Consider the following 22983-nt stretch of genomic DNA (forward strand, 5'->3'; position numbering starts at 1 on the left):
TACAAAAACTGTATCTGTAATGGTTGTTGGTTGTTGTTTAATTTTGAGGAGAATCAAAACAATTACCTGAAATAAGAAGGTTATGGAAATCAAATTGCAACTAAAACAGAATAATTCAGTTGATCAATTCAATTTTGATCAATTTCAATTTGGAGTGGAAGCCACAGATCACATGTTAGTGGCGAAGTACAAGGACGGACAGTGGGAATCAGCCACTATACGGCCTTTTGAATCACTTCAGATTTCACCATTGGCCATGTGCTTACATTATGGACAGACGGTGTTTGAAGGCTTGAAGGCATATAAGCAGGTCAATGGAGACCTAAGCATTTTTCGCTTGGACCGACATCATGCGCGGATGAATGAGTCTTTGAGGCGGATGGCGATGCCAGAGCTTCCTGAAGCACTTTTTTGCGAAGGTATTAAGCAATTGGTAGGCCTGGAGCAAGATTGGATCAGTGATCTCGAGGGCTATTCTTTGTATATCCGACCCTTTATGATTGCCACGGAAGAGCGCTTGGGGGTAAGTATTTCCAAGGAATACCTTTTTATGGTAGTTTGTACGCCCATGGCAGCCTATTATTCAAAGCCTTTGAAGGTAAAGGTAGAGCGTCAGTATACGCGTGCGGCCAAAGGTGGTGTGGGAGCTGCTAAAAATGGGGGGAATTATGGTGCTGCTTATTATCCTGCCAATTTGGCCCAACAAGAGGGCTTTGACCAAGTTATCTGGACCGATGGAAGAGATCATGAGTATGTAGAGGAGTCGGGGACGATGAACTTGATGTTTATCATTGATGGGAAATTGATCACCCCGCCAGTGGGAGAAACCGTGTTGGCGGGCGTTACCAGGGATGCGCTTTTGACCCTGGCTAAGGACTTGAGGTGGGATGTGGAAGAGAGGCCAATCAGCTTAAGCGAAATCAAAATGGCATTTGAATCGGGAAAGAAAGTGGAGGCTTTCGGGGTAGGAACGGCAGCAGTTATAGCTCCCTTTGAGCAAATCCACATGGATGGGGTGGATTACTTTCCCTCCGTGGACGCAGATGCCAAAATGTTCCAATTGAAACAACAACTGACAGCCATTCGCTCTGGGGAGCAGACAGACAAATTTGGCTGGAATACCCTTTTGAACGCACCGGTATTGGGTTGATTTGTTTGCCTTGCGCTCAATCCTTAAATTGGAAAAAAGTGGCCATGAGTAATTCATCCAATAGAAGAAATTTTATCAAGTCTGTCACCTTTACCGGGCTAGGGATGGGCATGATTCCATTCGAAGTACTGTCCATGCACACTTTGACCAAGCCCCAATTAAAAAGCGATAAATCAGGCATGAAAGTTTTATTTCAAGGAGACAGCATTACCGATGGCAACAGGGGGCGAACCGAAGACCCGAATCATATCATGGGGCATGGTTATGCCTTTTCTGTGGCCAGCAGAGTTGGGGCTGATTTTCCAGAAAAGCATTGGGAGTTTTTCAATAGGGGGATTTCAGGAAATACGGTGGTGGATTTGCAAGAAAGGTGGGCTAAAGATGCCTTGGCGTTGAAGCCTGACTTGCTCAGTGTCTTGGTCGGGATCAATGATGCAGGCCAGCATGTCAGAAACCCTGAAGAGGGGGCGCAAATGGCGTTATTTGAAGAGACTTATCGTGATATCCTCCAGCAAAGTCGCGAACAAAACCCCGATTTAATGATTATTTTAGGCTTGCCTTTTGTCTATCCCGTGGGGAAAAGGGTAGAGCACTGGTCTATTTACGAAAAAGATGTCCTTCAACGGCAGGAAATTGTCAAACAGTTGGCGGGTGAATTTGGGGCACTATTGGTGGATTATCCTGCCGCTTTTGACAAGGCCATGGAGAAGGCGCCAGCGGAATATTGGATTTGGGACGGGGTGCACCCCACGGTGGCTGGCCATGAAGTCATGACCCAAGCTTGGTTGGAAACCGTGGCGGAGAAATTTCCCTTTTTAGAGGTTTATGGTTAAGGTTCACAATTTTTTTATGGCGATTATTTAAGTCCTGGTTTATTAATAAAATGCCAAAGTTAAACTAGAATTACTTTCGCTACTTTCCTTATTCTAAAGACTATTAAAGCAAATTTATTACCTTATCACCACTAAGGTTAAAAAAAAATCCTTGAGTAAAAGGTGATATTCTTCCCTAAAGAGCCACATCTTAATAGAAGACCAACAATACAGCCATGAAAGATCAATTGACAAGTCCAGCTGGCCGGGAACAGTTTTTCCTACGGCTTTATCAGGAATCCTTTCCGGATTTGGCCAAATACATCCAAAAGAGAGGCGGAACCTTGGCCGATGCCAAGGATGTTTTTCAGGACAGTTTGGTTATTTATTATGAACAACTGACAAAAGAAAAGCCTATCGCAAATCAGAAACAGCAAGCCTATTTGTTTGGTATCGCCCGGCACCTTTGGTTTAAACGCTACCAACAGCAAAGCCGGTTTCTAAATGAGGTTGATGGAGTGGGTGAAGGGTTGATAAGTGACCAAATACCACAGGAACCAGCTCATCGGGATGTCTGGCAGTTTTTGGAGCAGGCAGGTCAAAAATGTATGGAAATGCTCAAGGCGTTTTATTATGACCGACTGTCCATGGAGCAATTGGCCGGACAGTTTGGCTATCAAAGTACCCGATCAGCCACAGTACAGAAATACAAATGTTTGGAAAAAGTAAGGGATCAGGTCAAACAAAAATCACTGACACATGAGGACTTCATTGGATGAAATCAAGCAGTTGGAAGCATATGTTTTCAAACAGCAAAGCCCAGAAGAAAGCTTGCTGATGCAGGCCCAGTTGCACTTGGATAAGGGCTTGGCAGAAAGGCTGGAAGACCAAAAAAAGGTCTATGGATTGGTACAGCAATATGGACGGAAACGATTGAAAGAAGAAATCAGCCAAGTGGAAGCGCAGCTCTTCGGAGAAGCCAAGCACAGAAGTTTTAAAGAAAGGATTTTCAAAATATTTAACCTGTAGACATGTTTCAAGCGAATTCATCCCAAGTGATCCCCGTGGTCATCGACCAGCATGATTTCAATGGTCGGGCCTATGATATTTATAGTTTGTTGCTGAAGGAGCGGATTATTTTTCTGAGCAGTCCCATCGATGATCAAGTGGCCAATCTGGTGGTTGCGCAGTTACTTTTTCTAAACAGCCAAGATGCCAAAAAGCCTATCGATCTTTATATCCAAAGCCCTGGTGGAAGTGTCTATGCTGGGCTGGCCATTTATGATACCATCAAGATGATCTCTGCACCGGTGAGTACGGTGGCGGTAGGTTTTTCTGGGAGCATGGCCACAGCCTTGTTGACCTCTGGTGAGAAAGGCAAAAGGCTGGCGCTGTCCCATGCCACTATCCATATGCACCCTACCAGTGGTGGGGCCAAAGGGTACACGGAAGATGTCCGGATAGCGACCAAAGAACAGGAGCGTTTACAGGTGCAGCTTTTCCATATCATCGGCAATAATACGGGCCACTCTTGGCAAGAAATCGAGGAAATCTATCTTCGGGATCGTTTTATGAGTGCACCAGAAGCCAAGGATTTTGGTCTGGTGGATGAAGTGCTGGGAAGCACAAATGATATCATCCAAATCCAAGATATGCCCTTTGGCGTAAAGTTATTTGGGGAGAATTAAGGAAATTATTCTGTTTGGTTCAGCTTTGATTTTTTATGTTAGCTGCTGATAATATCAATTATTGATATGGAGCATTGCAAATGCTAGGACTTAGCAACCCGCGTTGCAAACGCGGGTTAGCGTTTTAATTAAAAAATCACCTATTTGTATTTGACTAATTTCATCATTTCTACCCATGCCCATTTCTGACGATTTTGACAATGCGACTGTAGATGATTTCGGATAGGTTCCAGTTGTATCCATCGAAATTGGTAGTGTTGGTAAATTGGATGATTACCGTATCCATGTCTTTGTGGTATTTGGCAATGCTCTGGTAGCCAGGGATCAGGCCTGTATGTTCATACCCATAAATGGAGGAGTAGATTTCCTGCTCCCCTTCTCTGAAAAGGGAGCCATCGTTCAAGGCCCTGATAAAGATGCCCACATCCTCAGCGGTTGCTAACATCCCCTGCTTGTCGGTCTTTAAGTCAGCATCATACCCCACATAGTAACCGCTCATCACCTCATCAATATTGACTTCTTTAAGCGATCCGAAGGTGTTTTTAAGGCCCAAAGGCATCAGGATTTCTTCTCTGATGTATTGGAAATGGTCATAGCCCAAAGCTCTGTCCATCAGCTCCGCGAGCAATAAATAATTTGTGTTGGAGTATTCATAGTCTTCCCCGGGCTCGAAGTTGGCAGGCAGATCAAGTACCAGTTCAAGCCTTTCTTGATAGCTTTCCTTAGGCGCGGCCCAGTAATTAAAGGTGTCAGTATAATTGGGAATACCACTTCGGTGTTGCACCATCATCCTGACAGTGATCTTATCCGCATTTTCAATCCTTCCCACCAGTTCCGGAAAATAATCGGCTACCGTTTTATCCAAGGATAAGCGTTGGTCGTGCACCAATTTGGCAATGGCCACAGCATTATAGAGTTTGCTGATACTGGCCAGCTTGAATAAGGCGTTTGGTTTGGCGGGTATTTTGTTTTCGCGGTCATGCCAGCCTGCTGCATACAATGCTGGGTTTTTGCCAGACTCATCCACATAAACAATAATGCCGTCAAAACCATAATCGAGGGCTTCATTGACCTGTTCTTGCACGGTGTCCGGGATAGGGACGATCCAGGCTTTTACCAGAATCCATGGGACAAAAAACAAGGAGATGACTGTTCCCACGAATAAGACTATTCGGATGATTAGTTTGGACTTTTGATTGGTCATGTTATTTCAGGTTGGAGCACTTTAGGGATTTAATTAGGGCTTGAAAAATACAATTTAATACTAAATGTTCCTCATGACATTATATGCAATTAGATATAATGTCATGAATTTTCGAGGAATTATATTCTTTTGCATTTAAAATAGAGATGGGAAGCGCTGCGTCTACCTTTTCTGATGAAGTAAGTCCAATTGCCTATTTTCGGAAAAGGTAGATGTAGCATGTGACGATGAATGTCGGTAAGCCTATTCCCAAAAAGTTTTGGAGAGCAGTTTGAGATTTTATGGGCTGATTACTCGACTACCAACTTTTATTCCAAGTCCACTTTGTGTTATCCATTATGGTAAGACCAAGTGATTTTGCTAATTGATTCAGGTCGGACTCTAACTGATGAAGATTATTTGTTTTTTGCTTGGGCAATATCAGGGTTTGACCTCCATCAAGTCTTATCAAATGATGTTCAGGAAGCTCATGTATTGATTTTACTGATTTCAGATTGATTTTGGATTCAGATTCGTTTTCATCAAATGCCAAAATGTAGTCCTTTTGAAATTCTAATGAAGCTTTCTTTCCAAAATTGCTGGCAAGATGCTCCCTGATATGGCTTAAGAAGTGTTTTTTGTACTTCCATCTGATATAGAATGGATAGAATATGAATGAAATGATAGAAAGTACGCCAAAGTAGATACCCAGAACCTCATCTTTGTTATTGTAGGTGACAAATGCCAGTAGAGCAAAGGCTCCTGTTACTAAAAGCCAACTCCTACGTCTGTTCTTTAAAGACTGTTTGGATGTGGAAGAGTTAAATAGCTGATATGTCAGATAGTCAGATTCATCCAAAGAAAATGTGTATACCATGGTTTATTTGTGAATAGTAACTGTTTGGATTCGCAATAAAAAACTGAGCAATATATTAATATTATGATGAGTGACCGTACTATAAGGGTACATTATGTGTTTTTTAGCCTTTTAATCGGGCAGATAATTTCCAACTAAATTCCAGTCCATTGTGTTTCCCCAGCCATGTCCATGGTCACTAATATTTATCTTTTTATGCCCTTCTGATATTCTGTAATTGTCATAGGCCAGTAATGCTAAAATCCTTCCTGGTCTAAGGTGTTGGCTAGCCCAGCTCAAAGGCGAATCGCCATTGATATCTTTTGCCTGTTTGTCCGCTCCATTTTCAATCAAGAAAGAAATGGTTTGTTCGTCAGCATAGGCAGCAGCTCGATGAAGAGGTGTTTCTCCTTTTGTACGGACATCACGCATAAATGCCCCTGTTTCTATGCCTGGAGTTGTCTTTGCATTGATATCAGCTCCTTTTTCAACCAATAATCTAACCACATAAAAATAGTAAGGCCGACCTGCTTTGGCCAACGAATTATGAAGAGGTGTTTCTTTTGTTTTGTCAACATGGTAATTCACATCTGCTCCTTGGTTAATTAAAAAGTTACAAATTTTCCAGTGTCCGAAAAATGCAGCATTTCCCAATTCGTCATTAATATTTATACTACCCAAAGTTCCTCCATTCATAATGACGGCTCTTAATCCTGTTAGATCATTATAATAAACGAGCCATTGAAGAGGTTTGACACTTCCTTTTTCTAGCATATCCTTCCAGTCAGGTACTTTCATCAGGTCAATAATGTAATCTGTTCTCCCAAGACCGATTAGTTCAAGGATTTTTGAGGGTTCCATTGTTTTGAGGTTTAGGATTGAGGATAAATTGTTTAGATGCCTGACTAAAATAACCAATATCTTCTAAGAAGGGGAATTAAGTCAGTTTTATTGAATGGACCAATGACCACTTCTTTTACCAAACTCTTCTGCTTTTCTCCAAAACCAAAAAAGCCGGAGGCGAAACCCCCGGCCTTTCAAACCTATTAAACCGTATTGTTTACCTTAAAATCATCTCATATCTTCAACTATTTTAAATAGTTTTTCAAATCGCATTGCTCCAGTCCTTTGATGCCCTTGACCACTGCCTCCGCATTGTATTGAGCGCCTTCCTCAATGGTATGGGTATGGTCTTTGTCATTGAAGTAGTGGGCTTTGACATAATCCTCTCCCAGCTGATCATAACCATCTGCGATGAGCTGGTTGAGGTCAATAAAATAAGCTTCCCTGGCCTCGGCGGCCTGCCTGGCCCAAAGTCCATAGCTTTCGTCAGCACGGTTGACCTTGCCTTCTTTCCAGCTGTTACGGGGAATCAAGGAGCACACAATGGGGGTAGCGCCTGCTGCCTTGATCTGTGTGATCATTTGCTTGAGGTATTGACCGTAGGAATAAACCGTTTCATGTTGTTTGGTAATAGGGTTGTAGATTTCTTTTGCTTCTGTACCTGCACTTCTGATGGTGCCCCTGGCGCGGGCTTCATCATCCAAGGGACTGCTGTCATTATGGCCAAATTGCATGATCACATAGTCGCCTGGTTCCAGCTTTTGATGGACTTTTTCCCATAATCCATAAGTTTGGAAAGTACGGCTGCTGGTGCCGCCCAGCGCATGGTTTTGTACTTTGATTTTGTCCAGATCAAAGAAAGGAGCCATGAAATCTCCCCAGCCCCAGAGTCCACCAGCCCCATCTCCTTGACCATTTTTGACGGTGGAGTCACCAATCAGATAGAGGGTTGGCTTGTCTTTTTTCAAATATGCCTTGAGTTCACAATCCTCCAATTCTTTTATCCCTTGCACTACTGACCAAGCATTGATACGCGCGCCTGCCTCATTGGTGTGGGTATGGTCTCTCTCAAACAAGGCCTTGACCACTTCAGGGCCCCACTGGTCATACTGGTCAGCTACGATATTGTTCAAGTCGATAAAATAAGCTCCTGTTCTACGGGCCACAGCTTTGGCCCACTTGCCGTAATCTTGGTCAGCCCTTTCCACTTCTCCATTTGGAAATTTGTTTCTTGGAATCATAGAGCAGATGATGGGGGTGGCACCTTTTTTCTTGGCTTCGGTCACGAACTTCTTCAAGTACCAGCCATAGGTATGTACCGTTTCTGGCGTGCCATCCGGCCAGGTAAGTTCCACTGTTTCATCTCCTGTGCCACGAAGGACCCCTCGGTATCCTCCCCGAGTGGTATCGGGTCTGCTGCCTTCATTGTGGCCAAACTGCATCATGACAAAATCTCCAGGCTTGAGTTCATCCAGTACCCTTTGCCAGCGACCTTCTTTGACAAATGTCCGGGTACTCCTTCCGGCCATCGCCTGGTTGCTGACTTCCAGCTGGGTGCTGTCAAAAAAATCATCTATAAAGGTACCCCAGCCCCATTGTCCAGGGCCACCATCCCCGCGACTGTTACGGACAGTGCTGTCTCCGATGATGAATAAGGTATGTTTTTCTTCTTTTTGAATAAAGGCCGTCAAGGCCAATGATGCCAAGCAAAAAAGGGCGAGTAGGCTAAATTGGAACTTTTTAAACATGATCATAATGGTGTTTATGGCATCGCTTTTTCTATTGAATAATTTTAAGCGAAGATCATTTAAAGCTACATAGATCAATCAAAAAACCTGTGCTGTAGTATATGGTTGATTGGGTTTTGCCCCACACTACAGCACAGTAATTTCTTAAGGAAAACTAATTTTATGTTTTTAATTCAATAATTTAATAGATCAAAATTTTATTACTGATCCTATGAACATCCAAAAGACCTTATGGAAACCTGGAATCTTGGGCATGATGAGCTTGGCCTTGGCCTGTTCTCCGCAAACCCCATCAGACCAAGCTGTTTCTGAAGCCCCTGAAGAAAAAATCACCGATACCAATACGCCTTTGCACTTATTGCAACCTGACTATCCCGTACCTTATGGTGTACCCGAAACCGCAGAAGTCAAAGCGGTCATTGACCGGGTAAGGGATTATTTGGCGGCTACTACCCCAACTGAAATTTTGACTGAAGGTGGGGAGGCCATTACTGATTTCAGTCAGGTAGATGAAAAATCGGTGCTGAAACAAGGTGATTTCAGGCTGTTGAGTTATGAATGGGGGGTGACTTATTCAGCCATGCTCTTGGCAGGAGAAGTTACGGGTGATGAAAAATATACCAACTATACCAAAGATAGGGTAAAGTTTATCGCTGATCTTTATCCACATTTCCAAAGCGTAGGGAGTAAGGAACATGCTTTGCATTCCGTGCTATACCCAGGAGCCTTGGATGATGCGGGGGCACTGTGTGCTTCTTTTATCAAAGCAGACAGAAGCGGACTGGATGCTGATGTTCGTCCGGTGATTGAGAATTTTATGGATTACATCATGAACGGGCAGTTCCGCTTGGAGGATGGTACTTTGGCCAGGAACAGGCCACTGAAAAACACCCTTTGGCTGGATGACCTGTACATGAGTGTGCCAGCTATTGTGCAGATGGGCAAATATACTGGTGAAAAAAAATATTTTGATGAAGCTGTCAGGCAGATCAAACTCTTCTCTGAGCGTATGTTCAACGAAGAGAAGGGCCTTTACATGCATGGCTGGGTGCAGGGGATGGATGTTCATCCACAGTTCCACTGGGGCCGTGCCAATGGTTGGGCGATCCTGACCAAAGTAGAAGTGTTGGATGCCCTTCCTGAAGATCATCCAGGAAGGCCCATGGTATTGGAATTGCTGAGAAAGCACATCAGGGGACTGGCCAAGCTCCAGTCTGGATCGGGTTTTTGGCATCAGTTGCTGGATCAAAATGATTCCTATTTGGAGACTTCTGCCACAGCAATTTACACCTATTGCATCGCCAAGGCCATCAATGAAGGTTGGGTGGATGATCAGGCTCATGCCCCTTTGACCCTTTTGGCGTGGAATGCGGTAAGCACGCAGGTCAACGACCAAGGCCAGGTGGAAGGAACTTGTGTGGGTACAGGAATGGGTTTTGACCCTGCGTTTTACTACCACCGTCCGATCAATCCCTACGCGGCCCATGGCTATGGTCCTGTGTTAGCGGCAGGCGCTGAAGTGATCAGGATGTTGGAAATGCACGACTTTGAGATCAATGACAGTTCTGTACAGCTACTGGACGAATCTTCAAAGAACTGATCACTATCGATATTCGGTATAAAAAGAGAGGGCCTGTGAAAGCAGGGCCTCTTTTTTTGTTTCAACTTGCCAATCCCAAATTACTTATCAAATACTACCCCCATTCCAAACATTAAAACCCCCTATCCTATCCAACAAGTCCTTAACTTTAAGGTAAACCTAATAACCCTAAATGACCATGTTGCGAATGATATGTCTGGCAGTGTTTGCCCTCTTGGCCTGTAAGGCTGATGCCTTTAAAGAGTCCCCTCAAAAAAATGAAAATGAAAACATCCAATCCTTATCTGTTGTGGGAACGCAATTGGTGGATGAGGAAGGAAACCCGGTGGTACTACGCGGGGTAAGCTTTGGCTGGCACAACTGGTGGCCCCGCTTTTATAATGCTGAAGCCGTCAATTGGCTGAAGGAAGACTGGGGCGTCAATGTGGTTCGGGCGGCCATGGGAGTAGAACCTGAGGGAGCCTATTTGTCCAAACCTGACTGGTCCAAAGAAAAAACAGAAGCGGTAGTAGAAGCAGCCATAGCAGCTGATATTTATGTGATCATTGATTGGCATAGCCATCATATTTTTACAGAAGATGCCAAGGCCTTTTTTCAGGAAATGGCCAGAAAATATGGTGAGAATCCCCATGTGATCTATGAGATCTATAACGAGCCTGTGGATGATACTTGGGCAGAAGTGAAAGCCTACAGTGAAGAGGTAATCCGTGCCATCCGGGAAATAGACCCAGACAACCTTATTCTAGTAGGCTCGCCCCATTGGGATCAGGACATCCATTTGGCAGCAGATGACCCAATTGTCGGTTTGGATAACTTGATGTATACTTTGCATTTTTATGCTGCTACCCATAAGAAGTTTTTAAGGGACAAGGCGGATTATGCGCTAGACAAAGGACTTCCGCTTTTTGTGTCGGAATGCGCAGCCATGGAGGCCACTGGTAATGGTCCCATTGATCAGAAGTCTTGGACGGATTGGCATAGTTGGATGGAAAAGAATCAACTGAGCTGGTTGACCTGGTCGGTGTCAGACAAGGATGAAACCTGCTCCATGTTAAAGCCCTCAGCCTCCTCGGAAGGGAACTGGAAAGCTACAGATTTAAAAGAATGGGCAGTCTTGACCAAGTCTTACCTGAAGACGGAATAGCATAGGAACTTAGTAGAGCAAATGAATAGGAAAGTTTAAGTGTTTATTTCACATTTTAATTATTGATGGTTAAATTGTTCAAAATGACTGCCTTTAAAATTTAAATAAGGTGGCTTTACCCAATTTAACCTTATTATTCTATGAAAAGACTATACCTGTTCTTCTTCTTTGTGGTAACGACCCTTTCCTTTTTGAATACTTTTTCTTCCTGTGGGCAGAGTGCTTTGCCTATTACGTCAGCCGACACCGTGATACTTCAGGTTAATTTTGATAAAATCATAGGGGAAATGGATCCGGTTTGGGCCTGGTGGGGCTATGATGAACCCAACTACACCTATATGAAAGATGGACAGAAACTTCTAACGGAGATTTCCCAGCTTAGTCCTGTTCCTGTTAATGTGCGGGCGCATAGCCTATTGGTTACCGATGAAGGCCCCCGGGCAGCCTTAAAGTGGGGCTCTACCAATGCCTACACGGAAGATGAGCAAGGCAACCCGGTGTATGATTGGTCCATTGTTGATAAGATTTTTGATACTTATGTGGAAAGGGGGATGAAGCCGTTTGCCCAGATTGGGTTTATGCCCAAAGCACTTTCTTCCAAGCCTGACCCTTATCGGCATCATTGGAAGCCTGGCGCCAAGTATGAAGAGATTTATCGCGGCTGGGCTTATCCTCCCAAGGATTATGAGAAATGGGCGGAATTGGTTTTTCAGTGGGTGAGGCACTGTGTGGATCGCTATGGAAAAGAAGAAGTGGAAAGTTGGTGTTGGGAGCTATGGAATGAACCCAACATTGGTTATTGGCAAGGCACCACAGAGGAGTATATCAAGTTATATGATTATACCGCCGATGCAGTAAAGCGGGCTCTACCCACTGCCAAAATCGGCGGGCCTGAAACTACTGGCCCGGGTCATCCTGATGCAGCCAAGGTTTTAAAACAGTTTTTGGACCATGTCACTGAAGGGACCAATTATGTGACAGGTAAACAAGGTTCTCCTTTGGACTTTATCACTTTTCATGCCAAGGGAAGTCCCCGATTGGAGGATGGCGTGGTAGTGATGGACATGGGTAGGCAGTTACGGGATATTGATAAAGGTTTTGAAATTGTGGCTTCTTATCCTACTTTAAAAGATTTGCCGATAATCATTGGAGAGTCCGATCCCGAGGGTTGTGCGGCGTGTTCTGAGGCGGATTACCCTCACAATGCTTATCGAAACGGAACCATGTATTCCAGCTATACGGCAGCTTCTTTTGCGAGGAAGTACCAGTTGGCAGACCACTATGGCGTTAATTTCTTAGGTGCTGTTACTTGGGGATTTGAATTTGAAGACCAAGCTTGGTTTGCCGGGTTCAGGGATATGGCCACCAACGGTGTGGATAAACCTGTTTTGAATGTATTCAGAATGTTTGGCATGATGGATGGAAAGCGGGTACAGGTCCTCAATGGAGCGGACAATAGTGATCAATTAGCTTATGATGCCATGTCCATTAGAGATCATAGTGTCCGGGGAAATTTACCCGATATCAATGCATTGGCAGCGAAGTCTGAGGATCAATTGACCATAATGGTTTGGAATTATCACGATAGAAATGAAATGGCCCCCGCTTCTCCTATCAGTTTGGATTTGAAAGGCTTGGAGCCAGGTAAATATTTGCTAGAGCATTTTAGGATAGACAAAGAAAACAGCAATGCCTATGAGCTTTGGAAAGCCATGGGATCCCCACAGTCTCCAAGCGCGGAACAAATCCATCAGTTGGAAAATGCAGGCCAGTTGGATTTGCTGACCTCTCCCCAATGGATTTACGCCAAAGAGGGAAGCTTTCAGTTGGATATGGCATTACCCCGTCAAGGTGTGTCGCTGATCAAGCTGACCAGAAAGCCTTGAGACCTTAAGTGGGTTGGAAGTTTGGGAGGAGAATTGATAAGGTACAGTATGGAACAGTACACTTACGGTTGGGATTGCCCTTATCTTAGTTCGGGAATATGGGATTGAGGTAGGTTCAATAGCCTACGTTTAATATTATTATTACGATAATTTGGGTTTATTTTAATGTTTTAGGCCTAGTTCCTAAACATTTTCTGAAGAGCCCCGGAGCATTTTTTCCGGGGTTCTTTCAGTTAAATATAAATGATAGCTCCTGCAACTTACTCATTCAAATGAAATATCAGTTTTATGCCATTAGCGTTCTCCTTGGACTTTTGTGGAGTTCATGTTCTGAAAAGAAAGTGACTATCCGCATGGAAGAGGTGAAAGTAGCTGCTCCTTTTGAAATGCCTGTTATCAAGGTGCCTGATTTTAGTGAGGCCAAGCGCTTTTTGATTACTGATTTTGGGGCTAAACAAGAGGATCAAGAAGCTACTTCTAAAGCTATTGAACAAGCCATCACTGCAGCATTTGAGCATGGTGGAGGAAAGGTGGTTGTACCAGCTGGAGAGTGGCCAACTGCAAAGATCCACTTCAAAAGTAATGTAAATCTCCACTTGGAGGAAGGTGCAGTATTGCTTTTTTCAGGAGATCCACAGGACTATTTACCTGCGGTGCAGACGACTTGGGAGGGTATGGAGTGCTTTAATTATTCTCCCTTGATTTATGCTTTTGAGTGTCAAAATGTGGCCATTACTGGTACAGGTGAGCTTAGGGCCAAGATGGACATTTGGAAGGTATGGTTTGCCCGGCCAAAGCCACATATGGAAAGTCTAAAAAGGCTTTATGGCCAAGCGGCGAAAGGTGTGACAGTGGAGGAAAGGCAGTTTGTGAATGACACTTCCCACTTTCGACCACAATTTATCCAGTTTAACCGGTGTCAAAATGTGCTGTTGGAAGGAGTTAAAATCAGGAACAGCCCCTTTTGGGTGATCCATCCATTTATGTCCAAGGATGTGGTGATCCGAAAGGTAAATGTCTATGCCCATGGGCACAATAATGACGGGGTGGACCCTGAAATGAGCCAGAATATGCTGATAGAAGATTGTGTGTTTGATCAAGGTGATGATGCCATCGCCGTAAAGTCGGGTAGAAACCAAGACGCGTGGCGGTTGAATATGCCGACGAAAAATGTAGTGATTAGAAATTGTTTGGTGAAAAATGGCCATCAACTCCTTGCCATAGGAAGTGAGCTTTCTGGAGGAGTGGAGAATGTTTATATGGAGAATTGTGAAGTGGAGGCTGGCGCTAAACTCAACCATCTTTTATTTATCAAAACCAATGAAAGAAGAGGGGGCTATGTGTCCAATATCCAAATGAAAAACATCAAGTCAGGTAAAATAGATAAAGGCATTTTGGGAATAGAAACAGATGTGCTTTATCAGTGGCGGGATTTGGTGCCTACTTATGAGCGTAGATTAACTCCGATCAAGGAGGTTTTTATGGAAAATGTCGAAGCCACAGATGTGGCATTTGTTTCACGGATTCAAGCCAATGCGGAAGAGCCAGTGGAAAATGTTCAGCTAAAAAATATTCAAGTAGATTCCATCAGAGGCGAAGCACTCCTCAACGAAAATGTGAATGGGTTTAAGTTGGACAATTGACATGTGATTCTTTATTCAATTTTTAAGCGATTTACTCAGGTCAGGATGGAGTTTTTGGGCTTCAGGTATATTGATGAATTCTTTTAAACCTTTTAAAGCAATGACTTTGTAGTCGTGTTTGGAAAGGTATTCCAAGTAGCTTTTGAACAAGTCGGGAGGGGTGTTGACCCAAGGATGCTCCAGATCTGGAACACCGTGAAAACTCAAGACAACTATTTTCCCATTTTGTGCTTCTTGGAGCGCAGCCATGATTTCTTTTTTGTTCTCGGCTTGTGGCGCCCAACTTGGGATTAAAAAAGGATGGTCTTTTAGCGGATCGTAGGCACGGCTTCCTCCTGCTCTGGAAAAATCATAGCCTTTGGAATCAAGGACTTTCAAGGATAAATTGTCAAGGCCGTATCCCGGAAAAGCAAAGCTCTTTGGTGAGGGTATCTCCATGGAATCGCATTTGTTTTCGATGTAGCTTAACTGAAATTTGATTTCATCTTCATTGAGCTGGTCCACATGCGCATGGGACTGGGTATGGTTCCCTATCTCAAAACCCATTTTGTCCAAAGCTTGAATTTGTCGCCAGTTCATATAGAGGCTGCTGTCCGCATAATTGGGAGGGAATTCACAAACAAAAAATGTGGCCCCAAACCCATGTTTTCTAAGTAAGGGAGCCACTAATGAATAGTGACTGGCAGGAGCATCATCAAAAGTCAGCACTACCAGTTTATCAGGGATTGGTTTTTTAAGGATCTGTGAGGAGCAGATCATGGGAAAGAGGATCAGATAAAAGAATATGAGGTTTTTTTTCATTGGTCTTGGATTTATTTCAACAAAAGGTCCAGTATGTAGAGGCACCATGATTTCATTTTTTAGAGCCCATGGAGAATGGCTTTTTCGGCGGCTACCCAAACCGCATAGCCTTGTTCGTTGAGGTGAGTACCATCATTGGTCAATTCCTTTTTTATCAACCCTCGCTGGTCGGTGAAATACTGGTGAAGATCGATGACCTGATAATCTTGCTTGGATTCATTTTCTTTGATTATCGCATTTACCAAATCTATACTCTCCTTGATTTCAGGCCTGGCGTTTGGAAGAACCGTCTGGACAAAAACCTTGGTTTTGGGGGACTTTTGATGGATTTTTGCAGCAATTTTAATGATATTATCTGCCACATACTTGGGGGAAGGAATTTTGGTATGGTACAAGACATTGAGCCGGGACTCATTTTCCTGATGGTAATTGGACAGGTCGTTGATACCAATGAGCAAGAAAACCGCTTTAGGTCGGTAATACACGATCTCATCCAGTCTGGCCAAAACTCCATCTGTTACATCTCCAGATATTCCCCTGTTTTTAATGTTGCTCAAACCAAATTTTTCATTCCAGTTTTTGCCCTGTTCCGTAATGCTATTGCCGATAAAGACAATATCTCCAAAGTCCAAAGGGTTTTCTTGAAAGGCTTTAATCCTGTTTTGATAATGACCGACCGTCCATTCATTATGATAGGGAGTGACCACCTTGTCGGTAGGATAATGCGCTTGATCGTCTGCTTGCTTTTTAAAGAGGGTACAACTGCTAATACAGACCAGAAGGCCGAAGATCAATGAGGTATTGCGAAAGGGAAGTTGTCCGTTTGTCATTTCAGTTTGTTCTTGGTTGGCCCTACTTGAGCTTTGATTTTATCCAATTCAAAATTACTCTTCTCGTTTTTTCAGAAACCCAATGCTCATTGATCGGAGTAATAAAGGCCTCTTTTTCGCTTTTCAAAACATTATAAACTACGTAGCTGGTGGTAGGTGGGCAGGTATTGTCATTATAGCCCCAAGTCATAAATACCGGCACCTCAATCAACTTGGCAAAGTTGACCACATCGTAATATTGCAAGGTGTTGATTTTTTCTGGCGTCAACATATCATTGAAGCGATTCAGGTGGGGATAGCCACCAGCCCTATCGGCTTGATAACCTGCCATATCACTCAAAGCAGGGTGGTTTGCGGCACAGGCAGTGATTCTGGCATCTAATGCTGTGGTGATCAAGGCCAGCGCACCTCCTTGACTACCGCCTTGTGCAATCAGGTTTTTACCATCCCATTCGGGTAAAGTGGTCAAGAAATCCAGTGCCCTTACACAGGAAAGGTATACTTTTTTCATATAATAATTGTCACGGTTATCCAAGCCATTGACCAGGTAACTTTTGTCACCATTCCCAAAGGCACTGCTGATTTCTTTGTAGGTAGCGGCATCTAAATCAGGGCGGATACCATGAATCTCCATATCAAACCGAATCACTCCGGATTCTGCGTAAAACAGGTGTTTCATGGGGTTCATAGGCTTGATGCCGGCACCTGGAGGTGCAAAAACCACGGGGAATTGGCCTTCTTTCTTAGGGATGCTGAGGTATCCATAAACCTGTTGGCCTTTTTCAAATGCCTGTATTTTGACTAAATAACAAGCAACATGATCGTTGGAGTATTCGGGAACAAAGGTTTTTTCTATCAGCATGGGGCATGCTGCGGCTTTTTTCTTGGCAGCCTCCCAGTAGCTGACAAAATCCTCTGGGAATTCGGTGAAAGGTTCCAGCTTTTCCGGTGCAAAACCCACCTTGACATGGTGTCTGTAGGTTTCCCCATTGAGTGCTGCGGTAAACCAACAATCCCTAAAGCCGGGAGCGGTGGAGGTTCCCAAGGACAAGACGGCTTTTCCATCTTTCAAGGTCAATGTGCCTTCCTGATCTGCCGGCATCATTTCTGGACCGACGCGATAGGTTATGGTTTTAGCATCCACCGGCATACCAAATTCATAAAGTGAAACGGTTACTGTCGCTTCTTCTCCTAACTGATACAACCAATCCCGGTGGTCAGGTTCGGTGACCCAGAGGACATTACTTCTGGAGGGGTAATTCTGGGCTATGGCAGCCGCCATAACGAAAAAGCAAAAGGCAAGCAGGTTTAATTTTTTCATAATCGATGATCATTATTCAATAGAGACCCTGTAACATGAGTTCGATCATGAAATAGATATCAATGCGTCATTGCGAACCCTTTTTAGGAGGGTTTAGGTTGGAAAAGGGTGTGGCAATCCCGAAATACTGAGACTGCCACGACTTCCGGTCCTCAAATCCTCCCTTAAGCCTCGCAGTGACGGTTTTATAATCGAACTGAGGTATGTAAAAATAAAGGTTATTCCAATATGCTCAGAGCAAATTGAAATAACCTTTGAAAATGATGAACAGCTGTAACTTATTCTGCCAATTTGTACATTTCTGAAGCGGCCAATAAGAAACAACCTAGACCATAATCCTCAAAATCCGGTTGGCTGGTATAGGTAACCGGTTGCCCATCTTTAGGCTCTTTGCCTGTTCCCTGCAGATAGCCTAAATAGCCATTGTCATGGACAGCCTCTTTGGAGATGGCGTTCCAAGCTTTGGTGATGGCAGGCATATAAACCTCTTTTTCTAACAGGCCATTATTGACTCCCCAGGCCATTCCATAGAGGAAAAGCGCGGTGCCAGAAGTTTCTTTGCCCTCAAAATGAGTAGGGTCGTGCAAGCTGACATTCCAGAATCCATCGGTTCTTTGTACCGTCAAAATGGATTTGAGCATGCGTTGAAGCATTTGTGCATATTCAAAACGATGGGGATCATCTTTGGGCAAGAACTCCAAAGTTCTTACCATGGCCGCCACTACCCAGCCGTTACCGCGTGACCAGTAGCAGTCATTGCCATTGGGTTCTTGGTAGGGAGGCAGAAAGTCTTTATCTCTCCACCAAAGGTCATCGATAGGGTTAAAAAGTCCTTGGGTTACTTTGGTATCCATATACATTTCATACATACGCTCAGAATATTTCTTGTCGCCTGTGATGCTGGTGAGCTTGGCAAAAACCGGCATGGCCATCTGTAAAGCATCTATCCAATCCCAATCATTGATTTTATAAGTCTCTATCATATCATCAACTGAAGATTGTATATCCCGAATCCTTTCGGGTTGTGGATCTATTTCATATAGCATGATATAAGTTTGGCCTGCGCAGTGATTATCGGCGTGTCGGGTTTGGGCTCCGTTTCTTAAGCCCCAATTGTGTGCCTCTCCCCATTTTACAGCATAGTCATAATAGGCTTTGTCATCTTTCAGTGCATAAAGTGCCATCAGTCCTTCATAATATACCGCACGGGTCCAAAGGTTGCTGGGGCGTTCTTTGTTGGTGATGACATTGACGCCCGGATCGGGCCATTTGTTCATCAAATACTGATTGGTCAATACCATCTGGTCCATTACTTCCTTTTGAGTGGGAAGTTCTTGCGCCTTGGTCCAGCCAGCCGAAAATAATAAGGCAATAAGGAAGATAGCTATACGGTTATTTTGCATGATATATTGAATTGTTATTTTGCATTGATGCAATTGATCTTCTCGAAGATAAAAACTTGCCTGCAAATAGGCATGCTGATATGTCCTGATCGATGGTTGAAGAGTCAGAAGTACTTTGTGAAAAGAATTAATCACTTAGGATTTTGATGGTAAATAAAGATACAGCAAAATACCCCATCAGAGATGTTTTATTGTCAATAAGAAAGTATTAGTTTTAAAGCATAAAGGTTTCAAAAAAATATCTTAAGAATGATAATCAGATGGAACAAAGGAAATTAGCGGCGCTAACGGATAAGGAATTATTAGTAGAAGCTAAGAAAATGAAATCTACCAAAATTTATGACGCTGCCCTCTTTGGGCTTTTGGTGGGAATTGCCATCTATAGCTCCCTGGTCAATGGCTTTGGGTTGCTTACTTTTTTGCCCTTGGTTTACCTTCCCATAGCAGGTAAGAACAAGGCTAAAGCCAGAGACTTAAAGCAAATTTTGAAAGAAAGGAATTTGAGTGAAGGGTAAAAGGAGCTTGGGTTACAAACTCAATTTGAATCACACCTAAGAGGAATAAAATTTCTCAGTTTAACCTTAATTATATTTAAACAATGAAGTATTTGAGACGACTTTTTCTTGCAATAATTTTAACCACTTTTATGGCCAGTTGCAGTGGAGTGGAATCCTCCTGGAGCTGCTTTGGTGCTTCCACTCCTACCAGTTTCACAATGGACAATGATGGACAAACAACAAAATCCGTAACGCTCTACAAACACAACAATCAATTAGGATTTGATCGGGTGGGTACACTTGAAATAGCAGCTAATTCAGTAAAAACAATCTGTTTAGAAGGTGAAGGAACGATAGAAAAAGGGCTTTACATTTATGAGAGTGGTACGTTACATAAAGTGTATTTGAACCAACTTGAAAGCCAGCGCCTAAAGTTTAGCGAGACCGCTTTTCGAATAGCAATCCCAAAACAATTGAAAGACCTAATTGATCAAGAGAGCTAAAAGGTGAGTGAAGCTTATTTTGAAATAAAAAAAATGATTAATGGGATTATGGGACTACTTGGGAGCATTTTATTATTGGGTCTATTTGGCTGTTCTCTCTAAAATACAAGGCAAAAGCACCCCAGCTTATAAGGATATTAGGCTTGGAAAGGGTAAGTACAATAAAGGAGAGGTAACAGATAGGGTTGCCTATGGCTTAAAACTCAAAACTATTGGGCTGATTGTTACGATGCTGATTATTTCTATAATTGTTAAATCTGGTATTTAGTAAGCGGCTTAATATAAAGTCCACACTTGGAGAAAGATGGACACAGATTTGTAGTGGATTGATAATACATATCCGTGTTCATCCTTTTTACCTGTGGCTAGCCAAAAGTGAATAACCATCTTGTAATCAAGAAGGTTTGCTGCACCAGCTGCCAATAAAAACCTTATTCAGCTATCTTTTCACCATTAAGTGTGATGTTCTCCAGTTGTAGATGATGGATATAATCTATATCAATTCCTTTTTCCTCAGGAGCAGAAAGGCTCAGGTTTTTTAAGCTTAGTTCAGATACTTGGTATTGATCTGAAGATTGGGTGTTGAAAATACGCTTACATTCCAGGTTGATATTGTGGAAAGAGATGTTATTTGCCGTAGAAGTTTTTATGCCGCTTTCCCCTTTCAGATCGAAAAACTGCGTCCAAGGTTTGATATAGAGCATATTGGCTGCGCTTCCACTGATGTCCTCCAATTGGATATATTCGTAATGCTGCGGCGTGTCAGGGCGCATTTTGAGCCATAGCAAACGGGTGGCATGAGACACTTTTGTTCTACGCAAGATGATATTCTTATTGTGGATAGATTCACTTCCACAGGTTAAGGCGCTGTGACAGTAGCCAAACTCACAGTCTTCAATGATGATATTGTAGTTACCGCCATTATCTGGATCCTTATCTGCATTTGGGCCTTTCCCGCCCTTTAGGGCGATGGCGTCGTCATTGACGGACATGTAGCAGTTTTTGACCAATACATTTTTGCAGACATCCAAGTCGATGGCATCTGAACTGGGTGCTTTTTCTTTTGCAGGTTTGTGTGGAGCAAAAATATACAAGCCCAGGATTTTCACATTTTCGCATTTGTAATAGTGAGAAGTCCAAAAGGGAGAATTGATCAGGCTGATATCGGATACTTGCACATTCTTGCTGTTAGAAATAAACAGCAGGCGAGGACGCATTTCATCTACATTGGTGCAGTCTGGGTTCCACTCTCTTCTAAGCCAAAAAGCCCTCCAGAAGCGAAGACCGTTGCCATTGAGGGTGCCTTTTCCTGAAATGGTGAAACCGTCCAAACCGTCAGCATTGACCAGGGCAGCAAAATACTTGCGGTTTTGACCTTCAATACGTGTCATCAACAGCTTAAAGTGGCTGATGTCATCACTGCCTTTAAGGACAGCACCTTCTTCCAAGTGCAGGTGGGTGCCTTGCTTGAAAAACAAAGAACCACTCAGGAAAGTACCTGCCGGGATGATAATAACTCCACCGCCTTCCTCATGGGCCTTGTCTATAATGGCTTGGATTCGTGTTGTTTGCAAAAGGGTACTGTCTCTTACCACCCCGAAATCGGTAATTCGGTAATGTTTTCCCAGCTGGTCAATATCTGTAGCTTGGGTGTCACTGAACCAATCTGGCACAGGACTGCCATCAGGAAAAGTGTCTTTTTGCGCGAAAGCCTTGGAGTTGAAAATGGTAAAAAGGAGGAATAAAATCAGGAAATTTCTCATGAGGTAATCAGGTTATTATTGGTTTAATTGTCCAGTCAATCTATGTGATTTGGCCTACGGTTTTATAAGATCACTTATTTTTAAGCTTGAAAAGGGAATTTAGGCAATCCCTTAAATAGATCAATCCTGTATTGTTCTGGTATTTCTAAGTTTTTAACCTAAAAGGTATTTTATAATCTATAAGAAAACCTTAGTTTTATTGCTTGTTTATTTTTCAGGCTGTTGTAGATGGAAAAAGAGTCTTTTAAATATTAAAAAGATTGAATGGCGCTTATAGTGTAGAAAACACAAAGGTACAAAGATGAAAGACTTCTTAAGGAAACTAAAATTGGTTAAGGATATATCCATTGAGTTAAATATTCAAAAAAATGACTTTGTTAGAAACTTTAAAAGAAATGTAGATGAAGGTAGTACTGGTTTTATGTCAGATGCTTTTGATATTTTTTCATCTAGTAAAAATGAATATAAAGGTTATGTAAGGTTTGACCACTTTAAAATAAAAAGAAGGAGGCGTTTTTTAGATATGAATCTAAACTTGGCTGTTGCCAAGGGGACATATGTACAGAGAGGTGATTTACTGATTGTTGAAACAGAAATAAATGGATTCAATGGAGCAATGATGCCTTTTTACATAATCCTGCCAATTTTTTATTCAATTTTTATTGTAGTGTTAATATTTAACGAAAATGTCGGAGGAAAGGAAGTTGGCTTTGCTATACCATTTTTAATTGTCCATGCAGCCTTTATGTTAGGAATACCTTACCTAATGATGAGAAAAAGTATCAAAAGAATGACTCATGAGCTGGAAAGAGAATTCTTCTATTTAACGAAAGCGAGATCTCGTAGCGAGTAACCGTTTTTGAAATAATGATTGAGCCTTAATTTTATTCATTAAAAAATGGATAGTTGGAACAGAAAATGAAGTTGAGGTATATGATTCAAAAGTAGTGCTTCCTTTATACAAGTTTCTGGGTGAGATGTGGGGACCATTAGATTTGGAATAAGTCAAAAACAATAAGAGTTTATAACTATTTATTATTACTCTGATTTTGAGAGCTTATCTAGAGCTCCCTTTGAGTAAAAAATAAAATCCCCATGGTGGATGGGTTGGATCATTTGTTAATTCTTCTATTGAGCACAAAGAACATTTAAACTAATCCAACTCTCGCAAACCATGGAGACCTTACTGAAATTATTAGCCCTAAGCTTAGTTTAACTAAACTTCTTCAATCTGCTAAAATTTAGTTGAGAAGGGCTATCCATAACGTGCAGAAACCTATCATTTTTGAACATCCTGGTAAGTGGCAGGATT

The 22983-nt window shown here is 42.7% G+C and carries 22 protein-coding genes; 13 read left to right on the forward strand and 9 right to left on the reverse strand.

What is annotated here, in order from left to right; genetic code table 11:
* The first annotated feature begins 82 nt into the window (after positions 1-82).
* The 5 genes from IFO69_RS13425 to IFO69_RS13445 all read left to right on the forward strand — a co-directional run bounded on the left by IFO69_RS13425 (position 83) and on the right by IFO69_RS13445 (position 3650).
* Positions 83-1150 carry a branched-chain amino acid aminotransferase gene (locus tag IFO69_RS13425; protein ID WP_192010635.1) on the forward strand — a complete coding sequence of 356 codons (1068 nt, stop codon included), beginning with the start codon at positions 83-85 and terminating at the stop codon, positions 1148-1150.
* Between the two features lie 44 nt (positions 1151-1194).
* Complete coding sequence (locus tag IFO69_RS13430) at positions 1195-1983, forward strand: SGNH/GDSL hydrolase family protein (RefSeq protein WP_225444134.1); 789 nt, start codon at positions 1195-1197, stop codon at positions 1981-1983.
* A gap of 215 nt (positions 1984-2198) precedes the next feature.
* Positions 2199-2741 (forward strand): RNA polymerase sigma factor, encoded by a 543-nt coding sequence (locus tag IFO69_RS13435; protein WP_192010636.1) that lies wholly within the window; start codon positions 2199-2201, stop codon positions 2739-2741.
* Positions 2722-2991 (forward strand): hypothetical protein, encoded by a 270-nt coding sequence (locus IFO69_RS13440; RefSeq protein ID WP_192010637.1) that lies wholly within the window; start codon positions 2722-2724, stop codon positions 2989-2991. Before IFO69_RS13435 ends, IFO69_RS13440 begins: the two co-directional genes overlap by 20 nt.
* Positions 2992-2993: 2 nt before the next feature.
* Positions 2994-3650 (forward strand): ClpP family protease, encoded by a 657-nt coding sequence (locus tag IFO69_RS13445; RefSeq protein WP_192010638.1) that lies wholly within the window; start codon positions 2994-2996, stop codon positions 3648-3650.
* Between the two features lie 169 nt (positions 3651-3819).
* Here the strand turns inward: IFO69_RS13445 and IFO69_RS13450 are convergent, their stop codons facing one another.
* From IFO69_RS13450 to IFO69_RS13465, 4 genes are all read right to left on the reverse strand, one after another.
* Entirely contained in the window at positions 3820-4854 is a 1035-nt protein-coding gene (locus IFO69_RS13450; protein WP_192010639.1) for a serine hydrolase domain-containing protein, read from the reverse strand.
* 298 nt (positions 4855-5152) lie between these two features.
* Entirely contained in the window at positions 5153-5710 is a 558-nt protein-coding gene (locus tag IFO69_RS13455) for a YcxB family protein (protein WP_192010640.1), read from the reverse strand.
* Positions 5711-5821: 111 nt separating this feature from the next.
* Positions 5822-6550: an ankyrin repeat domain-containing protein gene (locus IFO69_RS13460; RefSeq protein WP_192010641.1), complete on the reverse strand. Its 729-nt coding sequence runs from the start codon at positions 6548-6550 to the stop codon at positions 5822-5824.
* Positions 6551-6777: 227 nt separating this feature from the next.
* Positions 6778-8280, reverse strand: a complete 1503-nt coding sequence (locus IFO69_RS13465; protein ID WP_192010642.1) for a rhamnogalacturonan acetylesterase — start codon at positions 8278-8280, stop codon at positions 6778-6780.
* Positions 8281-8491: 211 nt separating this feature from the next.
* Here IFO69_RS13465 and IFO69_RS13470 point away from each other — a divergent pair, with 211 nt between their 5' ends.
* The 4 genes from IFO69_RS13470 (at position 8492) to IFO69_RS13485 (ending at position 14553) form a co-directional block, all read left to right on the forward strand.
* Positions 8492-9880 carry a glycoside hydrolase family 88/105 protein gene (locus tag IFO69_RS13470; protein WP_192010643.1) on the forward strand — a complete coding sequence of 463 codons (1389 nt, stop codon included), beginning with the start codon at positions 8492-8494 and terminating at the stop codon, positions 9878-9880.
* A gap of 178 nt (positions 9881-10058) precedes the next feature.
* Positions 10059-11024, forward strand: coding sequence for a glycoside hydrolase family 5 protein (locus IFO69_RS13475; RefSeq protein WP_192010644.1), 966 nt, complete (start codon positions 10059-10061; stop codon positions 11022-11024).
* Positions 11025-11164: 140 nt separating this feature from the next.
* Positions 11165-12910 (forward strand): GH39 family glycosyl hydrolase, encoded by a 1746-nt coding sequence (locus IFO69_RS13480; RefSeq protein ID WP_192010645.1) that lies wholly within the window; start codon positions 11165-11167, stop codon positions 12908-12910.
* Positions 12911-13182: 272 nt separating this feature from the next.
* Positions 13183-14553 carry a glycoside hydrolase family 28 protein gene (locus IFO69_RS13485; RefSeq protein WP_192010646.1) on the forward strand — a complete coding sequence of 457 codons (1371 nt, stop codon included), beginning with the start codon at positions 13183-13185 and terminating at the stop codon, positions 14551-14553.
* A 15-nt stretch (positions 14554-14568) separates the two neighbouring features.
* Here IFO69_RS13485 and IFO69_RS13490 read toward each other — a convergent pair whose 3' ends face one another.
* From IFO69_RS13490 to IFO69_RS13505, 4 genes are all read right to left on the reverse strand, one after another.
* Positions 14569-15354 carry a polysaccharide deacetylase family protein gene (locus IFO69_RS13490; protein WP_192010647.1) on the reverse strand — a complete coding sequence of 262 codons (786 nt, stop codon included), beginning with the start codon at positions 15352-15354 and terminating at the stop codon, positions 14569-14571.
* Positions 15355-15413: 59 nt separating this feature from the next.
* Positions 15414-16184 (reverse strand): GDSL-type esterase/lipase family protein, encoded by a 771-nt coding sequence (locus tag IFO69_RS13495; protein ID WP_192010648.1) that lies wholly within the window; start codon positions 16182-16184, stop codon positions 15414-15416.
* A 22-nt stretch (positions 16185-16206) separates the two neighbouring features.
* On the reverse strand, positions 16207-17505 hold the full coding sequence (locus tag IFO69_RS13500) for an acetylxylan esterase (protein WP_192010649.1): 1299 nt from the start codon (positions 17503-17505) through the stop codon (positions 16207-16209).
* 278 nt (positions 17506-17783) lie between these two features.
* Entirely contained in the window at positions 17784-18908 is a 1125-nt protein-coding gene (locus IFO69_RS13505; protein ID WP_192010650.1) for a glycoside hydrolase family 88/105 protein, read from the reverse strand.
* Between the two features lie 260 nt (positions 18909-19168).
* On the opposite strand from IFO69_RS13505, the gene IFO69_RS13510 reads away from it, so the two are divergent.
* The 3 genes from IFO69_RS13510 to IFO69_RS13520 all read left to right on the forward strand — a co-directional run bounded on the left by IFO69_RS13510 (position 19169) and on the right by IFO69_RS13520 (position 20176).
* Entirely contained in the window at positions 19169-19423 is a 255-nt protein-coding gene (locus IFO69_RS13510) for an FUSC family protein (RefSeq protein ID WP_192010651.1), read from the forward strand.
* 83 nt (positions 19424-19506) lie between these two features.
* Positions 19507-19908, forward strand: a complete 402-nt coding sequence (locus IFO69_RS13515; RefSeq protein WP_192010652.1) for a hypothetical protein — start codon at positions 19507-19509, stop codon at positions 19906-19908.
* 40 nt (positions 19909-19948) lie between these two features.
* Positions 19949-20176 carry a hypothetical protein gene (locus IFO69_RS13520; protein ID WP_192010653.1) on the forward strand — a complete coding sequence of 76 codons (228 nt, stop codon included), beginning with the start codon at positions 19949-19951 and terminating at the stop codon, positions 20174-20176.
* A 163-nt stretch (positions 20177-20339) separates the two neighbouring features.
* Here IFO69_RS13520 and IFO69_RS13525 read toward each other — a convergent pair whose 3' ends face one another.
* A complete protein-coding gene (locus IFO69_RS13525; RefSeq protein WP_192010654.1) occupies positions 20340-21671 on the reverse strand; it encodes a rhamnogalacturonidase in 1332 nt (443 codons plus the stop codon).
* Between the two features lie 301 nt (positions 21672-21972).
* On the opposite strand from IFO69_RS13525, the gene IFO69_RS13530 reads away from it, so the two are divergent.
* On the forward strand, positions 21973-22524 hold the full coding sequence (locus tag IFO69_RS13530) for a hypothetical protein (RefSeq protein ID WP_192010655.1): 552 nt from the start codon (positions 21973-21975) through the stop codon (positions 22522-22524).
* Positions 22525-22983: the final 459 nt, after the last annotated feature.

It is taken from the genome of Echinicola arenosa, assembly GCF_014841125.1.
GTDB classification, from domain to species: Bacteria; Bacteroidota; Bacteroidia; order Cytophagales; family Cyclobacteriaceae; genus Echinicola; species Echinicola arenosa.

Coding starts and splice junctions, on each gene's coding strand:
- IFO69_RS13425 (WP_192010635.1), top strand. CDS start 83: ATGGAAATCAAATTGCAACTAAAACAGAATAATTCAGTTGATCAATTC.
- IFO69_RS13430 (WP_225444134.1), top strand. CDS start 1,195: ATGAGTAATTCATCCAATAGAAGAAATTTTATCAAGTCTGTCACCTTT.
- IFO69_RS13435 (WP_192010636.1), top strand. CDS start 2,199: ATGAAAGATCAATTGACAAGTCCAGCTGGCCGGGAACAGTTTTTCCTA.
- IFO69_RS13440 (WP_192010637.1), top strand. CDS start 2,722: ATGAGGACTTCATTGGATGAAATCAAGCAGTTGGAAGCATATGTTTTC.
- IFO69_RS13445 (WP_192010638.1), top strand. CDS start 2,994: ATGTTTCAAGCGAATTCATCCCAAGTGATCCCCGTGGTCATCGACCAG.
- IFO69_RS13450 (WP_192010639.1), bottom strand. CDS start 4,854: ATGACCAATCAAAAGTCCAAACTAATCATCCGAATAGTCTTATTCGTG.
- IFO69_RS13455 (WP_192010640.1), bottom strand. CDS start 5,710: ATGGTATACACATTTTCTTTGGATGAATCTGACTATCTGACATATCAG.
- IFO69_RS13460 (WP_192010641.1), bottom strand. CDS start 6,550: ATGGAACCCTCAAAAATCCTTGAACTAATCGGTCTTGGGAGAACAGAT.
- IFO69_RS13465 (WP_192010642.1), bottom strand. CDS start 8,280: ATGTTTAAAAAGTTCCAATTTAGCCTACTCGCCCTTTTTTGCTTGGCA.
- IFO69_RS13470 (WP_192010643.1), top strand. CDS start 8,492: ATGAACATCCAAAAGACCTTATGGAAACCTGGAATCTTGGGCATGATG.
- IFO69_RS13475 (WP_192010644.1), top strand. CDS start 10,059: ATGTTGCGAATGATATGTCTGGCAGTGTTTGCCCTCTTGGCCTGTAAG.
- IFO69_RS13480 (WP_192010645.1), top strand. CDS start 11,165: ATGAAAAGACTATACCTGTTCTTCTTCTTTGTGGTAACGACCCTTTCC.
- IFO69_RS13485 (WP_192010646.1), top strand. CDS start 13,183: ATGAAATATCAGTTTTATGCCATTAGCGTTCTCCTTGGACTTTTGTGG.
- IFO69_RS13490 (WP_192010647.1), bottom strand. CDS start 15,354: ATGAAAAAAAACCTCATATTCTTTTATCTGATCCTCTTTCCCATGATC.
- IFO69_RS13495 (WP_192010648.1), bottom strand. CDS start 16,184: ATGACAAACGGACAACTTCCCTTTCGCAATACCTCATTGATCTTCGGC.
- IFO69_RS13500 (WP_192010649.1), bottom strand. CDS start 17,505: ATGAAAAAATTAAACCTGCTTGCCTTTTGCTTTTTCGTTATGGCGGCT.
- IFO69_RS13505 (WP_192010650.1), bottom strand. CDS start 18,908: ATGCAAAATAACCGTATAGCTATCTTCCTTATTGCCTTATTATTTTCG.
- IFO69_RS13510 (WP_192010651.1), top strand. CDS start 19,169: ATGGAACAAAGGAAATTAGCGGCGCTAACGGATAAGGAATTATTAGTA.
- IFO69_RS13515 (WP_192010652.1), top strand. CDS start 19,507: ATGAAGTATTTGAGACGACTTTTTCTTGCAATAATTTTAACCACTTTT.
- IFO69_RS13520 (WP_192010653.1), top strand. CDS start 19,949: ATGGGATTATGGGACTACTTGGGAGCATTTTATTATTGGGTCTATTTG.
- IFO69_RS13525 (WP_192010654.1), bottom strand. CDS start 21,671: ATGAGAAATTTCCTGATTTTATTCCTCCTTTTTACCATTTTCAACTCC.
- IFO69_RS13530 (WP_192010655.1), top strand. CDS start 21,973: ATGAAAGACTTCTTAAGGAAACTAAAATTGGTTAAGGATATATCCATT.